The organism is Staphylococcus hsinchuensis (genome assembly GCF_038789205.1).
Lineage (GTDB): Bacteria > Bacillota > Bacilli > Staphylococcales > Staphylococcaceae > Staphylococcus > Staphylococcus hsinchuensis.
This window is the reverse complement of the sequence record NZ_CP128355.1, coordinates 1939226-1957894: the sequence shown is the minus strand read 5'-3', so window position 1 is coordinate 1957894 and position 18669 is coordinate 1939226. Positions and strand designations below refer to the sequence as shown.

Here is an 18669-nt window from a genome sequence, read left to right as displayed (position 1 = left end):
TGTCTTTTATTTATATATAAAATGATCAAAAAGTTATAATAGTTAGGAGTTAGCACAGTGTTACAACCAGATATTTCAATTATTTTGATCATCGTAGGTTTAGGTTTTTTAGCGGCATTCATTGATTCAGTCGTAGGTGGGGGCGGACTCATCTCGATACCTGCATTACTCTCTGTCGGCATGGCACCCTCAGTGGCCCTTGGAACGAATAAATTAGCAAGTTCGTTCGGGTCATTAACAAGTGCTGTGCGTTTTACAAGAGCAAGAAAGGTAGATTTAAAGCTTGTAGGGAAACTATTTCCATTCGTATTCGTAGCAGCGATTGGTGGGGCTTGTTTAGCAATTATATTACCACCTGAACTGTTAAAACCATTAGTAATCGTCGTTTTAACCTTTGTATTGATTTATACTTTAGTTAAGAAAGATTGGGGCAGTGTCCGTTCTGTAAAGAAATTCACTATAGGTAAAGCAATCGTCTTCGTCCTATTGATGAGTGGTATTGGCTTTTATGATGGATTTCTAGGTGGCGGCACTGGTTCATTTATGTTATTTGGACTACTGATGTTTGGTTTTGACTTTTTAAGTGCTGCAGGAAATACCAAAGTGCTTAACTTCGCTTCAAATGTAGGTGGATTAGTGCTATTTATGTTTCTAAATGAAGTAGATTATTTTTATGGAATAATCATGGCGCTTAGTATGATCGTTGGATCATATGCTGGTACAATGTTTGCACTGAAAAAAGGTGTAGGTTATGTTAAAATTTTATTCATAATTGTAACCGCTATCTTAATCGTTAAAAATACCTACGATTACATTATGACATTAATTTAAAATATTTTACGTCTGGATTATAAAGTACTCAGACCGGTATTCATGGCAATTTCTATTGAAATAATATAGAAATTGCCTTTTATTTTTATTAAATCATTCGGGATATAAGTAAAATGCACAATGATTATCAAGCTGATTTAAGTTTTTCTACATATGAAAATAATAGTTAACTGAGGTGTACATATATATAATTCTTATGTTTAAATTAATAGTGAAATAAAATATTGTATATAGGAGTATGTGTAATGTCGAAAAAGAGAATAATTGCAATTATTATAGCAGTCGTTATCGTATTAGGTGGCATATTCATGAGCACTATTTCTACGATTGTTACGAGCATGTTTAGTGATTCTGGTGCGACGTCTGACATGAACCCGTTCCCAGAAACGGTCGAAAAAGACGGAAATTCAAATAAACGTATTGCGCATTTAACATTGAATGGTGAAATTACAGAAGGAACAGGCGCTGATGCGTTTGGTGGAAGTACGGGTTATAACCACGAAGCGTTTCTAAAGCAACTCGATGTCGTTAAAAGAGATGACACAGTTAAAGGTGTGTTATTAACCGTAAATTCTCCAGGTGGAGGTACATATCCAAGTGATGAAATTTATAAAAAAATTAAGGACATAAAGAAAAAAGGTAAAAAAGTCTACGTACATATGGGCACAATGGCCGCTTCTGGAGGTTATTATATTTCAGCACCTGCTAATAAGATATATGCAGGGCCACAATCAATGACAGGTTCAATTGGTGTTATTATGTCTAACTTAGATTACTCTGAATTACAACATAGACTTGGTGTAAAAGAAAACGTAATTAAATCTGGGGCTCATAAAGATATAATGAGTAGTTCACGTAAAATGTCTAAAGAAGAACGTAATATATTACAATCTGTTTTAGATGATAGTTACAATCGATTTGTGAATATCGTGGCAGAAGGTCGAGATATGCCGAAGAAAAAAGTTAAAAAATTAGCAGATGGCCGTATATATAGTGCCCAACAAGCAGAAGATAACGGTTTAATTGATAAGATTAGTTACGAAGATAAAACCATTAAAGATTTGAGAAAAGATATACATGCAAAAGATGCAGAAGTTTTCCAATATGATCAAGAAGGTGGTTTCTTCCCTGGTCTATTCCAAACTAAAGCAACAATCACACAATTCAAAAATGATCTTCACGGTTTAAAATCAATTATTAACAATGATTCTAATGCCAAACCGATGTATTTGTATGAAGGGTAGGTGTTACGATGAGCGATAATAACAATAATGCTTATAAGAATAGTTATAATAAACAGTTTGATATACATCCGACTAATGAGTATGACCAACAAGGAGAATCGAACAGTGATCGTGACGCACAACATACAAAGCATTCGTCACAACAAGATGCACAAACACAAACCAATCAAAGTGAAACATCTGATTTGTATCACCAAGAAGTAGCGAAAGCGATTTATGCGGGATTTGGAATAAGATTCTTTAGTTTCATCATAGATTTGTTAGTATTATTTGGAGTTGGCGCTTTCGTATTAAGTCCAATATATGCCTTCACGCATATCGATGAAGCAAAGTTATGGATTGATTACTTTAGTATAGGCCATTTAATAGACGCATTATTATTTTATTTATATTTTGTCTTAATGACTAAATATTTCAAACAAACAATAGGTAAGATGATATTTAATATTAGAGTCGAACGCATTGATAGAAAGACTTTAAAATGGTCCGACGTGTTATTTAGAGAGTGGATTGGTCGAATTATTTGTGGTGTGTTTGCTTGTCTACCGTATTTAGTAGTTATTTTTACTCCACAACACAGAGGTATACATGATTACTTTGCAGATACAGTCGTTATTAAAAATAAATTAGAAAAGTTATTTTACGAGAAAAAATAACAAAATGTACAAGCAAGATCTTTTCATTTATAGATGTTGTATCGTTATAATGATGTTAGTCAACATAATTTAAGGAGGCATACACAATGACACAAATTACATTTAAACAGGAGCCAGTTACTTTATTAGGTTCACCAGTGAAAGTAGGAGACACAGCTCCTGATTTTACCGTTTTAGCTAATGATTTAAGCGAGGTAAATTTATCTAAATATGATGGGAAGAAAAAATTAATTAGCGTAGTCCCATCAATCGATACAGGTGTATGTGACCAACAAACACGTAAATTTAATCAAGAAGCTTCACAAGAAGATGGTGTTGTCTTAACAATTTCTGTAGACTTACCATTTGCACAAAAAAGATGGTGTGCTTCAAATGGTCTAGATAACGTTATTACATTGAGCGATCATAAAGATTTATCATTCGGTAAAAGCTACGGCGTAATTATGGAAGAATTGCGATTTTTAGCACGTTCAGTATTTGTATTAGATGAAAATAATAAACTTGTGTATACTGAAGTCGTGCCAGAAGGTACAGATTTCCCAGACTTTGAAGCAGCATTAAATGCTTATAAAAATATTTAAATATAATTTTGAATTGCCGTGAATTTTATATATTGTAGATTAGTCACGCATTCTTATTATAAAAAGATAGAAATATTGACATAATAAAGTAAACTGTCCATAATAGTTGAGTCATACAAGGTTGAGATTTGCATTACTTGAGTTGTTTTAAGTGAGATACTTTATAAATATTTTGAAACAACGATGTATTTGCAATGCCTTTATTTCAAACAATTTATGGACAGTTTTTTTAGAAAGGACTATTCAATGACACAAGAAGAAACAGTATTGGAAAGATTATTCCAGACATTAGACGACAAAACAAAATCATTAAACAAAGAAAATGGTCAAAGTTTAATTGAAAATTTAGGTTTAGCTATGGAAGATGTCTATACTAATCAAAGAGATTTGTTAGAGCAAGCTACGTTACAAGATCGTAGAAAGGCATTTCAATTCACTTATTTAAGTTTATTACAACAAGAAGATATTCAAGCAAATCATCAAATTACACCGGATTCAATTGGTTTAATTTTAGGATTTTTAGCACAACGCTTTTTAAAAAATAAAGATGAAATGCATGTAGCTGATATTGCGAGTGGTGCAGGTCATTTAAGTGCCTCTATTCATGAAGTAATGATGGAAAGTACATTAATGCACCATCTCGTTGAAGTTGATCCAGTATTATCAAGAGTAAGCGTTCATTTGGCTAATTTCTTAGAGATACCGTTCGATGTTTACCCCCAAGATGCAATTATGCCATTACCGTTTGAAGAAGCAGATGTTGTGGTAGGAGATTTACCAATAGGGTATTATCCTATTGATGAACGTAGCCAACAAATGACTTTAGGTTTTAAAGAAGGACACAGTTATTCTCATCATCTCTTAATCGAACAAGCTGTGGCTGCATTGAGACCTTCAGGTTTTGCATTTCTAATTGTACCAACACATATCTTTGAAGGTGACAAAGTGAAACAGCTTCAAAATTTCATTGCAACAGAGACAGAAATGCAAGCATTTTTAAACTTACCTAAAACATTGTTTAAAAATGAAAAAGCTAGAAAATCGATCTTAATATTACAGAAGAAAGAAACTAATGTAACACGCCCTGTAGAGGTGCTTTTAGCAAACATTCCAGATTTTAAAAACCCACAACAGTTCCAAGCATTTTTACAGGATTTAAATAGTTGGATGGAACAAAACCATTCAGAATTATAAACTGTAATATCCTTGAATTTGATCTGTATTAATGGTTAAATAGAAATGAATACTACAACACATAAATTGGGGGCATTACGCATATGTCAAAGTTAATCTTGGCCATAAACGCTGGTAGTTCTTCATTGAAATTTCAACTTATAGAAATGCCAGAAGAAAAGGTAATCACTAAAGGACTTATTGAACGCATTGGATTAAAGGATTCGGTGTTCACTGTTCAAGTTGATGGAGAAAAATTCACGAAAGTTGAAGATATTTCTAATCACATAGATGCAGTAAATATTATGTTAGAAAGCTTTAAAGAGCACGGTATAATTGATGATATTAATGACATCGATGGTACAGGACACCGTGTCGTTCATGGTGGGGAACTGTTCCCAACATCAGTTTACGTAGATGATGAAGTTGAGAAGAAGATCGAATCATTGAGTGAACTAGCGCCATTACACAACCCAGCAAATTTAATGGGTATTAGAGCTTTCCGTAAATTATTACCTGAGATTCCACATGTAGCTGTATTTGATACATCATTCCATCAAACAATGCCAGAAAAATCATACTTGTATAGTTTACCATACCAATATTATAAAGATTACGGTATTCGCAAGTACGGTTTCCATGGTACAAGCCATAAATATGTGTCACGCCGTGCAGCGGATATTTTAAATAAACCAATCGAAGAGTTGAGAATCATCTCTTGTCACATTGGTAATGGTGCATCTATAGCTGCAATTGAAGGTGGCGAATCAGTAGATACTTCTATGGGATTCACACCATTAGCAGGCGTTACAATGGGGACACGTTCAGGTAATATTGACCCAGCATTAATTCCATTTATTATGGAAAAAACTGGCAAAAGTGCAGAAGAAGTATTAAATACTTTAAACAAAGAATCAGGTTTATTAGGTATTTCAGGTACTTCTAGTGACTTAAGAGACATTATCGAGGATGCGAATGAAGGTAAAGATAGAGCCCAACTTGCTTTAGATGTATTTGCATCTAGAATTCATAAATATATTGGTTCTTATGCAACACGTATGCATGGTGTAGATGTTATCGTCTTCACAGCAGGAGTTGGAGAAAATTCTGATCCAGTAAGAGCGAAAGTTTTAGAAGGGTTAGAATTTATGGGTGTGTACTGGGATGCTAAGAAAAATGAACATATTCATGGAGAAGAAGGCTTTATTAATTACCCACATTCACCGGTCAAGGTTCTCGTAATTCCTACCAATGAAGAAGTAATGATAGCACGTGACGTAGTGAAATACGGAAACGTAGAATAATTATATTATTCCATACTAATAAATAAATCGTATTGTTCTAATATCCTAATAATGGAGTATAGAAACAATACGATTTTTTTATACGGAAAAAGGTGAGGCAATAGCTCAATAGAGCTATTGCCTCACCAAATAAATGTGTAGTAGTCTGACAGCTTTAAATATGATTATTTAGATTCTGGTTGTACCTCATATGCTAAGAATTGTGTTTGTTGTTCTTTATTGAAATTATCATCAGCTACTAGAACGATACTGTCATGTCCGTTTGGTAATTTTTTACCGAAAGTAATTCCTTCAACGTTATCGATTTTTTTGAAGTTATCATCGTTTAAGTTAAGTAGGCATTCTTTCTTAACTGGTTGAACATTTTGTCCTTTAAGTGATGCCATATTTTTCACGTCAGTCCCTTGGTTTACATCTATTTTGTAAACGCGAATATAATTGTGGAACACGCCATCAGCTGATTGAACTGAAGCACGTTCTAATGTTAAGAATTGATGATCGTTAATCGCTAGCATTTCTGTAACACCATTAAGTGCGAATTTACCTTTACCAGGTGTTGCAGGAATTGGATCAAGTGGGTAAGCAACTTCTGATAATACGTTACCTTGACGATCGTATTGAGTAATACGTGATAATGCTCCTTTTTCTGGTGTAGGTTCTTCATCATCTTGTTTTAATGGTCCTTCTAACGCTGTCCAAATCGTTTTACCATCAGCTGAGAATGTACTACCTTCAATAGCTTGGTTATTTCTAAATCCTTTTTGTTCTTTATCATCCATTTTTACAGTATCTTTTACTGGGATATCTGATTTATATTGACCGTTTAATGAAGCCTTTCTTATGAAAGGATTAATACCTAATGTACGGTCGCCTTCACTTGTATATAAAATTTCGTTATTGTTTAAAGGATCGAAACGGATAGATTCTGGATCCACGACTGTATCATCTGATTTGCTGTCATATTTATCTTTACTTACGTAATTTTTACCATTTGGTTGTTTTAAAGTTTCAACATCTTTGAAGTTAACTTTTTTAAAGCCATTTTGATTGTAGTTTAGTTTAAGTCCATAAAATCTTGCTGGATTATATTCTGAACGGTCGTCACTAATAGCTAACCATTTGTTATTTTTAGGGTTGTATGTAATACCTGATAATCCACCAACTTTTGTACCTTTATAAGTTGTGTTTTGAGGTAATGATTGTGAACCTAAAAATTTTAATGAACCAACTGTTCTTGTATCTTGAGATTGTTGGTGTTGAGAACCGTTAGATTGTGCCGGTGCGTTCATTCCAGAAGCAAATGCAACACTACCTGTACCTAATACACCTAAAGTACCAACAGTTGCGATTGAAGTTAAAATAACTTTATTGAATTTTTTCATATTTAAATTCGACTCCTTTCAAAATTTCCACTACATATCAAGCATATAGATAAATTATGAATGATATATAAAGCAATAATAATTTTTTTGTAAAAATGTACGTATTTATATGGAAATCGAACGCTTCAATGAAAACATTCATATACAAAGGCCAAACTCAAAGATTAAACGTTGAAGGTATAGTGGGGTATCTTTAAATATTTTTTGAAAATTGTTCCTGAAACAATACTTAAATATTTCAGGTACTGGTAAATAATCGATAACTATTATTTTATCTAATAAATAGAAAAGGCAATTTCCATATGAATAAAATAGAAATTACCTTTTCAACAGTCGGAGCACGATAAATCTCAGACATTAATGATTTGATTGTTATAGAAATTGATATGCTTACCTTTGAGATTTAAATGGTTCATTATTGCTCTTTGTATTGTGATTTTAAATGTTCTGTTGCAACTTGTGGTTGGAAATCTTCTGGGAGTTCTTCAGTACGAACAACGAGCACATCGCAAGGTGAGTGACGTACGATTGCTTCTGATACTGAACCTACAATAAAACGTTCAACAGCATTGAGTCCAGAAGTACCACACATAATTAAATCTGCACCAACTTCGTTAGCAAGTTTCTTAGGAATGATGGCTTTCGGTGAACCGAATTCTAATCGCGTTTCAACGTTTGTTACGCCAGCATTTGTCGCAACTTCTTTATAACCACTAAGTAAATCTTCTGAGAAATTTTTAGATTTCTCGGTAAATTGTGCGTCGTAAACTTCATATGATGAATACGTTCTTGAATCGATGACATTTACAACAGTTAATTTAGCGTCGTTACGATTTGCAACATCAACCGCTTTGTTGAATGCCCATTCCGCTTCATGTGATCCATCTACGGCAATTAGTATATTTTTATAAGTTCTCATCACAATTACCCCCTCGTTTTCTTTACTTTATTATACCACAATTTACAGAAAATTAACACAACTTAAAAGAGTTGTAAAAATGCCCGTTTATTTTGATTGCGCTTTCACTTTATAAACGTTAATATAGTCCTTGGAGGTGGATGGAATGATTATAGGTATTCCTAAGGAGATAAAAAATAACGAAAACAGAGTAGGGCTATCACCAAGTGGTGTACACGCCCTTGTTGAACAAGGTCATACATTACTTGTTGAGACTTCAGCTGGTTTAGGTTCTTATTTCGAAGATGAGGACTATACACAAGCAGGGGCAAAGATTGTTTCTAAGAGTGAAGAAGCATGGGATGTAGATATGGTTATTAAAGTTAAGGAACCATTAGAAGAAGAATTCGAATTCTTCAAAGAAGGTTTAATCTTATTCACTTATTTACACCTAGCTAATGAAGAGAAATTAACTCAAGCTTTACTAGACAAAAAAGTTGTTGGTATCGCATATGAAACAGTTCAATTAGCTGACAAGTCATTACCATTATTAACACCAATGAGTGAAGTTGCAGGTCGTATGTCTGCACAAATTGGTGCTGAATTCTTACAAAAATATAAAGGCGGTATGGGAATCTTACTTGGTGGAATTCCAGGTGTTGCTAAAGGCCGCGTTACGATTATCGGTGGAGGTCAAGCAGGTACAAATGCAGCTAAAATCGCACTTGGTTTAGGTGCAGATGTAACAATCCTTGACGTAAACCCTAAACGTTTACAAGAATTAGAAGATTTATTTGATGGTCGCGTTCATACAATTATGTCAAATCCATTAAACATTGAACAATGTGTTGAAAACAGTGACTTAGTAATCGGTGCAGTATTAATCCCAGGAGCTAAAGCACCAAACTTAGTAACTGAAGACATGGTTAAGAAAATGAAAGACGGTGCTGTAATCGTAGATATCGCTATCGACCAAGGTGGTATTTTCGAAACAACAGACCATATTACAACACATGATGACCCAACTTATAAGAAACATGGTGTCGTTCATTATGCTGTTGCTAATATGCCTGGTGCAGTTCCACGTACTTCAACAATCGGTTTAAATAATGCTACTTTACCATATGCATTACAAATCGCTAAAAAAGGCTACAAGAAAGCATTACAAGACAATCATGCACTTTCATTAGGTTTAAACACTTACAAAGGTGAATTAACAAATAAAGGTGTAGCAGATGCTTTTGATAGAGACTACGTTGAAATTGAAGACGCATTAAATAAATAATTCTAATTAATATAGATCTAGATATAATCTAATTACAATTAAGGAGTAACGCATAATTTTCAGTAGGTGACATCAAGTCTTAAAGACTTGTCTAAAACCCAGGTTGCTAGTTGTGTAGTATTAAGTTCATATTACTGATAATGTTGCTTCTTATATCGATATAATTTGGGAGTGGGACAGAAATCGAATTTTCTAATAGAGATTTCGTAGTCCCACCCCGGCAAGGGTGACTAGGATTGAAAAAAGCTTGTTCTAAGCGCATTTTCAATTCAGACATCTACTGCCAAATTGATAACGAGTCTGAGACACCTATTTTTGTCTCAGACTCGTTTTTTATTTTATTCAAATGTGAAATTCAGTTATACAATTTTCGTTCCGTGTACTTCTTGAAATGGAAATGCGTCAACTAGTTTATGAACATTATCTTTTGTCAAACCACCGCCAGGCATAATTTCTATTTTACCCGAAGAGTGCGTTACAAGTTTGCCTAGATGGTTTAAATTATCAAATATATTTGTGCCTTTTGGGCCACCATGCGTTAATAATCTAGTGAAACCTAATTCAATTAAATGGTTTAAAGCTTTCATTTGACGTCTTTCATGTACTTCATCAAATGCCATGTGGCAAACTGTTGGTATTGGGTGGGCAAGTTGTTTTAAAGTTTTCATTTGCCATATATTTAGATCACCTTCTTCGTTTAGACAACCGAAGACGAAGTAATCCACATCAATTTCTTTTAATGCTTTCATGTCTCGCTGCATAATTTCAATGTCATATAATTGGTATATAAAGTCACCACCTCGTGGGCGAATCATCACAGCAAGTTCTACATTATTCATCTTACAAATTTCAGAAGCAATTTGCGTCATACCAAAGCTAGGTGTTGTACCGCCAACCGCTAAGTTATCACATAGTTCAATTCGGTCTGCACCATTTGCAATTGCATCTTCTAATTGTTGAATCGTTTCTACTACAGCTTCTCTAATCATTTTTTATACTCCGTTAAAGATATTGCGCCATCATCAGTAACTAAAATATCATCTTCTATACGGACACCAGCAATGTTCGGCGCATAAATTCCTGGTTCTATTGTAATCACCATGCCTGCTTCAAATGAGTTATCGTTATTTCCAGATACATCTTGATATTCATGTTCTTCAAGTCCTAATCCATGTCCAAGACGGTGGGTGAAGTACTCACCATAACCAGCTTCGGCGATAATGTTTCTAGCAAGTTTGTCAATATCACTTATTTTAACACCTGGTTTAATCGCAGCGATTGCTTTTTCTTCAGCTTCTAATACGATATTGTAAATATTTTTAGCTTCATCTGATGGATTGCCAAATGGAATTGTTCTCGTGATGTCACTACAATAGTGTTCATAGACGACACCTAAATCAAATAATACGAATTCATCTTGCTGTAATTTACGGTCACCTGGTATTCCGTGAGGTGATGCTGCATGATCACCAAAGAGCACCATCGTGTCAAAACTCATTTCATTTACACCATATGCTTTAATTTCATTTTCAATATAGTTTACGACCTGTCGTTCTGTGACACCTTCTTTTAAGTAAGACACGCCAAACTCTATACACTTATCAGCAAGGGCGCACGCTTTTTTAATTTTATCTATTTCTTCATCACTTTTGATGTTTCGTAATTCGCGTAATGTTTGATCAATATCAGCGAAACTATTTACTTCAAAAGTCTCTTTCAATTCACGTTGACGTGCAACGGTTAAGTGGTATGCTTCGATTAACATTTTGTCAAAAGTTGAGTCTAATTTTGACAATGGATTTTCACTATCTAAATAACCAATAACCTTACCTTCGAATGGGGAATTTTGTACTTCTCCCATTTCCATTTTTGGACATATGAGAATTTGCTCTCCATCATCTTTGATTAATAAAGCGAACAAACGCTCATGAGGTTCGCTATGGTAACCTGTTAAATAAAAAATATTAAGTGGTGTTGTAATCCAAGCTGCTTGAGCCTGTTCTTCTTTTAAAATTGACTGGATTTGCTTTAACTTCATATTTATCATCTCCACTTCATCTATTAAGTTTAATTTTAAGTGAGTTATTAATAAATTTCAAAATTTAAATACATTCGTATAAATAAATGCTTCATCTTATTGCGTGTTATAAAACGGCTTCTACGTGGTATAGTAGAAATAAATAGTTGAACAGGGGGAAATATAATGAAACTTTCATTTCATGGTCAATCAACAATCTATTTTGAAGCAAACGATAAAAAGGTAATAGTTGATCCATTTATTAGTAGCAACGAATTATCAGACTTAGATGTAGAAAATTTAGAAGTGGACTATATTATTTTAACGCATGGTCACGCTGATCATTTTGGTGATACAGTTGAGCTTGCGAATAAAAACAATGCTACAGTGATTGGTTCAGCAGAGTTAGCTGATTATTTAACTACAAATAAAAATGTTGAAAATGTAAGACCTATGAATATTGGTGGGAAAGCAGAATTTGAATTTGGTTCTGTGAAATATGTACAAGCATTCCATAGTTCAAGCTTAACAAATGATGAAGGTATCCCAGTCTATTTAGGTATGCCAATGGGTATTGTTTTAGAAGTAGAAGGTAAAACAATTTATCATACAGGCGATACAGGATTATTCAGCGATATGAAATTGATTGCTGACCGTCATCCAGTTGACGTTTGTTTCATTCCAATCGGAGATAACTTTACAATGGGTATTGATGATGCAAGTTACGCAATCAATGAATTTATTAAACCTAATATCACAGTGCCAGTACACTATGATACGTTTGAATTAATTGAACAAGACCCTAAGCAATTCGAATCAGCTGTTAAAGAAGGGGAAGTTCAAATTCTAAAACCAGGTGAACAAGTTAAATTTTAATTGATTTTACAATTTAACTTACAATATAAAAAAGGCCAGTCAGCTTACTATAGTTGACTGGTCTTACTTATTGGTGGAAAATTCAAAAGTTATTTAACGATAAGTACAGGTATTTTAGCTCTTTTTGCTACTTTATGGCTCACGCTACCTAAAACAATTTTCTTTTGTTCTTCTGCTTTACGGTTACTTAATACAACGATTTCATATTCACCGCTATTGGCGTGTTTGATTAATAACTCTTTTGCATTACCGCGTTCGATACGTTCATTATACTGTATCCCGTAAGATTTTAATTTATCGCGTGTTTTTGCTAAACCTTCTCTACGTTTTTCGATGAGTTCATCGATATGAATGCCTGACTTTACCGAAGATTGTGCATCTTGTTCATTGATGGCATTTAAAATAGTAACAGTTGAACCTTCGCCCACTAGTTTTGAAATTTGTTCTAGTGCTTTATCATTTTTTAAAGTTGTATCTACGCCAAGTAAAATATGTTTATACATAACAACCCCTCCTTAATATTTATTTAATAATATCGTTTCTTAAAAATCAATGAAATAATTATGAACTATATTTAATTGAAACAGCATAGCATTTAAATAATATATTGTGAGACAATACATGTTTGAAATAGTGTTAATTAACTAAGCCATACACAAACTTCGCAATTTTAAAATTAAGAAGTTATAATATGATCAAATGGTTTGATAAATGGGGTTTGAATAATGACGAAACATGAACAGATATTATCACATATTGAATCGCTCTCGATAGGCCAAAAAATTTCAGTTAGAAAGATTGCAAAAGATTTAAATGTTTCTGAAGGTACGGCCTATAGAGCAATCAAAGATGCAGACAAAATAGGGTTAGTTGCAACAATAGATCGTGTAGGTACTGTAAGAATTGAAAAGAAGAGTAGAGAGGAAATAGAACAGTTAACATATAATGAAATTGTAAAAATCGTAGAAGGTGAAGTACTCGGCGGTAAAAATGGCCTCACAAAAACATTAAACAAATTTGCGATTGGCGCTATGGAACTTAATGATGTAGTTAAATACCTCAGTTCAAACACCTTATTAATTGTTGGTAACCGTGAAGACGTACAACTTGCGGCACTTAAGAAAGGGAGTGCAGTACTTATTACCGGAGGCTTTTCAACTACACAAGAAATTATTAAATATGCCAATGAGCATGATTTACCAGTGTTATCTTCTCAATACGACACATATTTAGTTGCTAATTTGATAAATAAAGCCATGTACAATCAGAAAATAAGAAAAGAAATTCTTTTAGTTGAAGATATCGTAAAACCAGTAAATGATAATTCAATTATTTTTGACGATATGACTTTATTTGATTATAAAGAGAAGGCAGATATGACTGGGCATTCAAGATTTCCTGTTGTAGATAAATCTAGACATTTAGTAGGCATCGTGACAAGTAAGGAAATAATAAAAATGCATGAAGATGATAAGATTGTTCATTTTATGACAAGAAATCCACTCAAAGCTCAATTGAATACAACTGTAGCAAGCTGTGCACATATGATGATTTGGGAAGGTATTGAGTTATTACCTGTTATTGATGTGAGCAAGAAACTCATCGGGGTAATTACAAGAAAAGATGTGTTAACTGCGATGCAATTAATAGGTCGACAACCTCAAGTAGGCGAGAAGATTAACGATCAGGTCGCTAAATATATGACGATCACTAATGATAATATTAAAGTTCAAGTAACGCCATTATTAACGAGTCAATATGGCACTTTAAGTAAAGGTGTGTTTGTAGCATTAATCGAAGAATCGATTCGCTATGAAATACGTAAATTGAAAAAGTTAGAAGTAATGATAGAAAGCTTAAATATCATTTACATTAAGGCAGTGCAAATTGAATCAGAAATAGAAATACATTATGATATGTTAGATGTGGGCAGAAATTTTGCTAAGATGGAAGTGACAATGACCAATGAAAGTCAAAACGTTGCCAAGGCATTAATAATTTGTCAATTAATAAACTAATATACTTTACACGAAAAGGGCGATACATATGGTAGAACAATTTAATGAAATTATGGAAATAATTGAAAGTTATGATGTTGTGATTATACATAGACATGTGAGACCTGATCCAGATGCTTTGGGATCACAACTAGGTCTTAAACGTTATTTACAATTAAAGTTTCCCCAAAAAAAGATTTATGTAGTAGGTGAAAGAGAAACTTCATTAGACTTTATGGGTGAAATAGATGAAATTACAGATGATCTATACAAAGATGCACTTGTTATTGTGTGTGATACAGCAAATGCACCACGAATTAGTGATCAAAGGTTTAATGAAGGTCAAAGGTTAATTAAGATTGATCACCACCCAGCCGTTGATCAATACGGAGAGGTCAATTATGTGAATGTAGAAGCATCTTCTACAAGTGAAATTATCTTTGATTTCATTGCACATTTTAATGATTTATCAATCATTGACGAGAATGTTGCACGATTGCTTTACCTAGGTATTGTTGGTGATACAGGACGATTCTTGTTTAACAACACGACACCACATACGTTGCAAGTTGCAAGCCAATTAATAGAATATCCATTTAATCCAAATGAGGCATTAAATCATTTAGGTGAAAAGGATCCAAAACTATTGCCATTCCAAGGCTATGTATTACAGAACTTTGATTTAAATGATAAAGGATTTTGTAAAATAACGATTTCACAAGATGTTTTAGAGGAATATAACATTGCAGCGAATGAGGCGTCGTTATTTGTAAATGCAATTGCTGATATCAAAGGCTTAAAAATTTGGGTCTTTGCAGTTGATGAAGGGTCTGAAATCCGCTGTCGCATCCGTTCTAAAAATATTGTAATTAATGATGTTGCTAGTGACTTTGGTGGTGGAGGCCATCCTAATGCTTCCGGAGTATCAGTTAGTAGTTGGGAACGTTTTAACCTATTAGCTGAAGCGTTAAATAATAAGTTGTAATCTAATAAGAGGTGTTTCTCATGTCAGTGCATTTGAATATTCACACAGCATACGATCTATTACATTCTAGCCTGAAAATCAAAGAAGTTGTGTCAAAAGCAGCACGACAAGGTTATACATCTTTAGCTATTACAGATACAAATGTATTATATGGTTATATTGAATTTTACGATGCATGTATCGAAGCTAATATTCACCCAATATTTGGTATGACTATTTATGTCACAGATGGGTTATATGATATTGAAACGGTCGTTCTCGCTAAGAATAATAATGGTTTGAAAAATTTATATCAACTTTCTTCAGCGCTTAAGTTGAAGGATAAGCGTGAAACGCCAATAGAATGGTTGAAAAAGTACGTGAAAGATCTCGTAGTTATCTTTAAAAATGCATCAGAGGAACACCAAACAATTATTAAACAATTTGATGAAATAGAGCACATATACGTAAATCATACGAGTCAAAGTGAGATAAAACGTCCTAAAGTTTGGGCTCAAAATGCTTATTATCTAAATCCTGAAGATGCAGATACAATTTATGCGTTAGCAGCTATTAGAGATAATAGTAAGTTAGATCTTGTGAATGAACATGGTTCTAGAGAAGAGCATTTTTATAATCAAGAGGAGTTACAACATTTAGAAGTCAATGACGCTATATGGCAACAAACATTAGAAATTGAAAACATTTGCCGTGCTGAAATGACATTTAATCAAACGCTACTACCTAAATATCAAACTCCTAATCAACAATCTTCTAAACAATATTTATGGAAATTATTAGAACAAGCTCTAAATAACCTTAATCTTTCACCCCAACAGTATGACACTTACTATGAAAGATTATCACATGAATATGATGTCATTACGGGTATGGGATTCGAGGATTATTTCTTAATTGTAAGTGATTTAATACACTTTGCGAAAACGAATAGTATTATGGTCGGTCCAGGTCGTGGTTCATCAGCAGGCGCACTAGTGAGTTATTTATTAAATATAACGACGATTGATCCGATAAAATATAATTTATTATTTGAACGTTTTTTAAATCCGCAACGTGTCACAATGCCAGATATTGATATTGACTTTGAAGATACAAAAAGAGATCAAGTCATTCAATACGTACAAGAAAAATATGGTACGCACCATGTAGCTGGTATAGTTACTTTCGGACATTTACTTGCTAGAGCCGTAGCGAGAGATATTGGTCGAGTAGTAGGATTTGATGATGTCACATTGAATGAAATATCTAAATTAATTCCTCATAAATTAGGTATTACTTTAGATGAAGCTTATCAACAAGAAGACTTCAAACAATTTGTACACCGTAATCATAGACATGAACGTTGGTTTGAAATTTGTAAGAAGTTAGAAGGATTACCAAGACACACTTCTACACATGCTGCAGGGATTATTATTAATGATCATCCTCTTTACCAATATGCGCCATTAACACAAGGTGACGGCGGGATTTTAACACAATGGACGATGACCGAAGCAGAACGTATCGGATTATTGAAGATAGATTTTTTAGGTTTAAGAAATTTATCTATTATTCATCAAGTCATCGATCAAGTTGCTCGCGAGAAAGACATTCATATAGATATAGAATCTATTCCATTCGATGATAAAAAGGTGTTCCAATTATTATCAAGAGGCGATACAACAGGGATATTCCAGTTAGAATCAGATGGCATTCGCAACGTGTTAAAACGGCTGAAACCAGAACATTTTGAGGATATTATAGCTGTGACTTCATTGTATCGTCCAGGTCCAATGGAAGAGATTCCGACGTATATTGCTAGAAGACATAACCCTTCAGAGGTTCAGTATTTGCATGAAGATTTAGAACCAATTTTGAAAAATACTTACGGTGTAATAATATATCAAGAACAAATCATGCAAATTGCTAGTAAATTCGCTAATTTCAATTACGGAGAAGCGGACATATTACGTCGAGCAATGAGTAAGAAAAATAGAACTGTATTAGAAAGTGAACGTCAACACTTTGTTCAAGGTGCCTTAGCAAATGGCTATAGCGAACATTTAAGTGGTCAGATATTCGATTTAATATTGAAGTTTGCTGACTATGGTTTTGCTAGAGCACATGCCGTTAGTTATTCAAAAATAGCTTATATTATGTGTTACTTAAAGGTTTACTTTCCAAATTATTTTTACGCACAAATACTTAGCAATAATATAGGTAATGAGAAAAAAACGGTGCAATTAATGGAAGAAGCAAAGCAACAAGGATTAAATGTGTTACCACCTAACGTTAATGAGAGTCATTGGTTTTATAAAGCAACTTCTAAAGGTATTTATCTTTCACTTGGTGCGATTAAAGGTGTTGGATACCAAAGTGTTAAAATTATCGTAGATGAGCGTAAGAAAAATGGGCCGTATGATGATTTTATAGATTTTACCAGACGCCTTTCCAAACGCGTTAAATCTCGCAAGTTGTTAGAGGCACTTATATTGGTAGGTGCATTTGATACTTTAGGTAAGAATAGGGCGACGTTATTACAGACGATTGATCAAGTATTAGATGATGTAAGTCAAGTTGAACAAGATAGCTTTATTATTGAAAGGTTAACGCCAAAAACCTCATATGAAGAAAAGGAAGAGCTACCTGATAAGACACTAAGTGCGTATGAGAAGGAATATCTTGGTTTTTATGTTACGACGCACCCTGTGGAGAAATTTTTCGAACAAAAACAATACTTGGGTATTTTTAAATTAAATAATGCCAAAGATAACCAACCGATTATGGCTCAAGTTGATAGTGTGCGAAAGATAAGAACGAAAAATGGTCAAAATATGGCGTTTATACAGTTAAACGATGGATTACAAAATTTAGATGGCGTCGTATTTCCTCAGAGCTTTAAAAATTATGAACTATTACTTCAAAATGAAGAAACGTATATCGTGAGGGGGAAATTCGAAACGAGAAATAATAAGCCACAACTCATCGTAAACCAAATAGAAACAAGTGATGACTTTGAATCTCATAAAATAAACTCTGCACGAAGTATTGTCATTCGTAATGTAGAAGACTTAACTGTTTTAGAAAATATGCTCTCTCATTCTAAGGGGGAATCACATATACCAGTTCAAGTGTTACAAGGTGAACGACAAACAGTTAAAACAATTGGATTTGTAAATAAAGATCTCGAAATCATTCAAGCACTAATAGACAAAGTCACGCCTTGGAACATTAGGATTATATAACTTTAACGGCCATATGAATTGTGTTATAGTAAACTGATGGTTAATGTTTAATTCTCCATCAGTTTATATTTTTTAAGAAAATAATTTGAATAGTATCTGATTCACATATGTGTTTTTATTACAACTATTAACGAGTTGAAGTGAATTTAAGCGCTGTAAACGTTATCATTTGTATTCTGTGTTAGAGTGTAATAAAAATATATATGTACAGTATTA

At 33.5% G+C, this 18669-nt stretch carries 16 protein-coding genes; 11 read left to right on the top strand and 5 right to left on the bottom strand.

What is annotated here, in order from left to right:
• Positions 1–57 precede the first annotated feature (57 nt).
• The 6 genes from QQM35_RS09715 to QQM35_RS09690 all read left to right on the top strand — a co-directional run bounded on the left by QQM35_RS09715 (position 58) and on the right by QQM35_RS09690 (position 5789).
• The gene (locus tag QQM35_RS09715) at positions 58–831 is read left to right on the top strand and encodes a sulfite exporter TauE/SafE family protein (protein WP_251519865.1); all 774 of its coding nucleotides are present in this window, start codon (positions 58–60) and stop codon (positions 829–831) included.
• A gap of 245 nt (positions 832–1076) precedes the next feature.
• Positions 1077–2075 carry a signal peptide peptidase SppA gene (gene sppA / locus QQM35_RS09710; RefSeq protein WP_251519867.1) on the top strand — a complete coding sequence of 333 codons (999 nt, stop codon included), beginning with the start codon at positions 1077–1079 and terminating at the stop codon, positions 2073–2075.
• Between the two features lie 8 nt (positions 2076–2083).
• Positions 2084–2731: an RDD family protein gene (locus tag QQM35_RS09705; RefSeq protein WP_251519872.1), complete on the top strand. Its 648-nt coding sequence runs from the start codon at positions 2084–2086 to the stop codon at positions 2729–2731.
• Positions 2732–2817: 86 nt separating this feature from the next.
• Positions 2818–3312 carry a thiol peroxidase gene (tpx, locus tag QQM35_RS09700; protein ID WP_342610366.1) on the top strand — a complete coding sequence of 165 codons (495 nt, stop codon included), beginning with the start codon at positions 2818–2820 and terminating at the stop codon, positions 3310–3312.
• A gap of 246 nt (positions 3313–3558) precedes the next feature.
• Positions 3559–4506, top strand: a complete 948-nt coding sequence (locus QQM35_RS09695; protein WP_251519878.1) for a class I SAM-dependent methyltransferase — start codon at positions 3559–3561, stop codon at positions 4504–4506.
• An 83-nt stretch (positions 4507–4589) separates the two neighbouring features.
• Positions 4590–5789, top strand: coding sequence for an acetate kinase (locus QQM35_RS09690; RefSeq protein ID WP_251519881.1), 1200 nt, complete (start codon positions 4590–4592; stop codon positions 5787–5789).
• 164 nt (positions 5790–5953) lie between these two features.
• On the opposite strand, the gene QQM35_RS09685 is transcribed toward QQM35_RS09690, so the two are convergent.
• Together QQM35_RS09685 and QQM35_RS09680 are read right to left on the bottom strand one after the other, a co-directional pair.
• Positions 5954–7171, bottom strand: a complete 1218-nt coding sequence (locus QQM35_RS09685) for an esterase-like activity of phytase family protein (protein ID WP_251519884.1) — start codon at positions 7169–7171, stop codon at positions 5954–5956.
• A 415-nt stretch (positions 7172–7586) separates the two neighbouring features.
• Positions 7587–8090, bottom strand: coding sequence for a universal stress protein (locus QQM35_RS09680; protein ID WP_251519888.1), 504 nt, complete (start codon positions 8088–8090; stop codon positions 7587–7589).
• 145 nt (positions 8091–8235) lie between these two features.
• On the opposite strand from QQM35_RS09680, the gene ald reads away from it, so the two are divergent.
• On the top strand, positions 8236–9354 hold the full coding sequence (gene ald / locus QQM35_RS09675; protein WP_251519891.1) for an alanine dehydrogenase: 1119 nt from the start codon (positions 8236–8238) through the stop codon (positions 9352–9354).
• Between the two features lie 359 nt (positions 9355–9713).
• On the opposite strand, the gene QQM35_RS09670 is transcribed toward ald, so the two are convergent.
• Positions 9714–10343: a copper homeostasis protein CutC gene (locus QQM35_RS09670; protein ID WP_251519894.1), complete on the bottom strand. Its 630-nt coding sequence runs from the start codon at positions 10341–10343 to the stop codon at positions 9714–9716.
• Positions 10340–11392, bottom strand: coding sequence for a Xaa-Pro peptidase family protein (locus tag QQM35_RS09665; RefSeq protein ID WP_342610365.1), 1053 nt, complete (start codon positions 11390–11392; stop codon positions 10340–10342). Before QQM35_RS09665 ends, QQM35_RS09670 begins: the two co-directional genes overlap by 4 nt.
• A gap of 165 nt (positions 11393–11557) precedes the next feature.
• On the opposite strand from QQM35_RS09665, the gene QQM35_RS09660 reads away from it, so the two are divergent.
• Positions 11558–12247, top strand: a complete 690-nt coding sequence (locus QQM35_RS09660; RefSeq protein WP_251519900.1) for a metal-dependent hydrolase — start codon at positions 11558–11560, stop codon at positions 12245–12247.
• Between the two features lie 89 nt (positions 12248–12336).
• Here the strand turns inward: QQM35_RS09660 and QQM35_RS09655 are convergent, their stop codons facing one another.
• Positions 12337–12750, bottom strand: coding sequence for a universal stress protein (locus QQM35_RS09655; protein ID WP_251519903.1), 414 nt, complete (start codon positions 12748–12750; stop codon positions 12337–12339).
• Between the two features lie 222 nt (positions 12751–12972).
• Between QQM35_RS09655 and QQM35_RS09650 the strand changes: the two genes are divergently transcribed.
• Genes QQM35_RS09650 through dnaE form a run of 3 tightly spaced genes read left to right on the top strand, consistent with a single transcriptional unit; the run spans position 12973 to position 18453 of the window.
• Positions 12973–14265 carry a DRTGG domain-containing protein gene (locus QQM35_RS09650; protein WP_251519906.1) on the top strand — a complete coding sequence of 431 codons (1293 nt, stop codon included), beginning with the start codon at positions 12973–12975 and terminating at the stop codon, positions 14263–14265.
• A gap of 28 nt (positions 14266–14293) precedes the next feature.
• Positions 14294–15229, top strand: a complete 936-nt coding sequence (locus QQM35_RS09645) for a DHH family phosphoesterase (RefSeq protein WP_251519920.1) — start codon at positions 14294–14296, stop codon at positions 15227–15229.
• Positions 15230–15249: 20 nt separating this feature from the next.
• A complete protein-coding gene (gene dnaE / locus QQM35_RS09640; protein ID WP_251519923.1) occupies positions 15250–18453 on the top strand; it encodes a DNA polymerase III subunit alpha in 3204 nt (1067 codons plus the stop codon).
• The last annotated feature ends 216 nt before the right edge of the window (positions 18454–18669 follow it).